This is a genomic window from Roseomonas sp. TAS13 (assembly GCF_001950415.1).
Classification (GTDB): Bacteria; Pseudomonadota; Alphaproteobacteria; order Acetobacterales; family Acetobacteraceae; genus Roseomonas; species Roseomonas mucosa.
On record NZ_BDLP01000534.1, the window covers coordinates 1 to 2,270 of the forward strand.

The 2,270-nt window shown below is 74.2% G+C and carries 4 protein-coding genes; all 4 read left to right on the forward strand.

What is annotated here, in order from left to right; translation table 11 throughout:
- On the forward strand, nt 1-570 hold a 570-nt coding region (locus ROTAS13_RS27870; protein WP_216348729.1), incomplete at its 5' end, for a DUF4260 domain-containing protein.
- Between the two features lie 56 nt (nt 571-626).
- Nucleotides 627-1,466 (forward strand): molybdopterin-synthase adenylyltransferase MoeB, encoded by an 840-nt coding sequence (locus ROTAS13_RS23225; RefSeq protein ID WP_099781267.1) that lies wholly within the window; start codon nt 627-629, stop codon nt 1,464-1,466.
- Nucleotides 1,467-1,468: 2 nt separating this feature from the next.
- Entirely contained in the window at nt 1,469-1,852 is a 384-nt protein-coding gene (locus ROTAS13_RS23230; RefSeq protein WP_019460502.1) for a DsrE/DsrF/DrsH-like family protein, read from the forward strand.
- Between the two features lie 58 nt (nt 1,853-1,910).
- Nucleotides 1,911-2,270 (forward strand): hypothetical protein (locus tag ROTAS13_RS26665; protein ID WP_216348730.1); only part of this gene is annotated, 360 nt, incomplete at its 3' end.

Sequence of the window (2,270 nt, forward strand, 5' to 3'; positions counted from 1 at the left end):
GCGAAGCGCCGGGCGAAGGCCCCCGCGGCCCGCCGCCGCGCCGCGGGCGAGTCGCCGGCCGAAGCCCCGCCGGAACCCGTTCCCGAACTCGTCGCGGAACCCGTCCCCGTGCCTCGCCGCGCCGCGCCCGCCCGTGCCCCGCGCCAGAGGCGGGAGGCCGAGGCGATCGCCGTGACCTACTCCACCGATCCGGGCCATGCGACCGGCGCGGTGAACCTGATGCTGCGGCTGGAGGGGCTGGCGCTGGCCACGGTCGGGCTGGTCGGGCAGATCTGGCTCGGCACCGGCTGGTGGGCCTTCGTCCTGGCCGCCATCGCGCCGGACCTGTCGATCCTGGCCTATCTCGGTGGGCGGCGGCTGGGCTCCATCCTCTACAACCTCGTGCATGTGACGCCGGGGCCGCTGGTCCTGGGCGCGCTGGCCGTCAGCACCGGCGACCGGCTGCTGGGCAGCTTCGCCCTGGCCTGGCTGCTGCATATCGGCATCGACCGCGCCCTGGGACACGGGCTGAAATACGCCTCCGGCTTCCACGACACGCATCTGGGCCGCATCGGCCGCGCGCCGATCTGAAACCCGGCGGCCGGAGCGGGAAGGCCCCCCCTGCGGAAGCGCCGCCGCCGTGCCATATGGCGGGCATGTCGCTCGACTTCTCCGAAGCGGAACTCCACCGCTATTCCCGTCACATCCTGCTGGCCGAGGTGGGCGCCACGGGGCAGGCGAAACTGCGCGCGGCGCGGGTGCTGGTGGTGGGGGCGGGCGGGCTCGGCTCGCCGCTGGCGCTCTACCTCGCCGCCGCCGGAGTCGGCACGATCGGGATCGTGGACCATGACACGCTGGAGCTGAGCAACCTCCAGCGCCAGGTGGCGCATGACACGGACCGGCTGGGGCAGGGCAAGGCGGAAAGCGCCGCCGGGACCATCCGCCGGCTGAACCCGGAGGTTCGCGTCGAGGTCCATGCGCGGCGCATGGATGCCGCGGCGGCGGAGGCGCTGATCCCGCGCTACGACTTGGTTTGCGACGGCACCGACAATTTCGAGACCCGCTTCCTGCTGGGCGATGCCTGCCACCTGCTGGGCCGCACGCTGGTCTCGGCGGCGGTGCTGCGCTTCGAGGGGCAGCTTTCCACCTACAAGTCGCATCTCGGCGCGCCGCATCCCTGCCACCGCTGCCTGCACCCGGAACCGCCACCGCCCGGCCTGGTGCCGACCTGCTCCGAGGCCGGGGTGCTGGGGGCGGTGACCGGGGTGATGGGCACCCTCCAGGCAACGGAGGTGCTGAAGGAGATCCTGGGCATCGGCGCCGGCCTGTCCGGCCGCCTGCTGCTCTGGGACTCGCTGGAGGCGCGCTTCCGCGACATCCGCCTGCGCCGTGATCCAGGCTGCGCGCTCTGTGGCGAAACTGCCACGATCCATGACCTTTCCGCCCATGCGATGGAAGCCATGACCCCCGTCTGCGGGGTGGCGTGAGCATGGGGACGGGCGGGGTGCCGCTGGGGGTGCTGCTCGCCTCCGGGGGACATGAGAAGGGGCATTACGCCCTGGTGGCCGCGACCGGGGCGGCGGCGCTGGGGCGGCGGGTGACGCTTTTCGCCACCAATGGCGGCTGCCGGCTGCTGCTGCGCGAAAGCCCCCTGCTGGCCGACATGCGCGAGGCGCTGATGGCGGAACGCGGCGTGGCCACGGCGGCGGAGCTGCTGGAGGCGGCGCTGGAACTGCCGGTCCGGCTGCTCGCCTGCGAGGCCGGGCTGCGTGCCGAGGGCTTGCCGGCATCGGCCTTGCACCCGCAGGTGGAGGTGGCGGGCTTCGCCACCTTTCTCGAATCGGTCGGGGCGGGGCAAATCCTGACTTTCTGAATGATGGGCCGGACGGGTTGACCGACCCCCCCGTTCGCGGCCCTCAATAGGCCTGCCGATGCGACGTACCTTCACGCTGCCGACCTTCCTGCTCCTGGCTTTCTCCGGATCGCTCGGGACCCCCGCCGCCGTGCTGGCCCAGACCGGGGGACAGACCGGGGGGCAGGCCGCCCCGCCGCACACGCTGCAACTGCCGCCGCGTGCCCAAGGGAGTACCCAAGGGGGCTCCGGCACGGCGTCCCGCCCTTCCACCGCCAGGCCGCAGGGGGAGGCCCGGGGCAATGCCGCCCGCCGGGAGCCCCCGACCGCCGGCAAGCCCGATGCCCGCGCCACCAAGCGCCCGGGCGCCGCCGCCAAGGGAGCGGCCGGTGCCGCCGCCGGCGCCGCTGCCGGGGCGGCGGGCGCCGCTGCGGGCGCG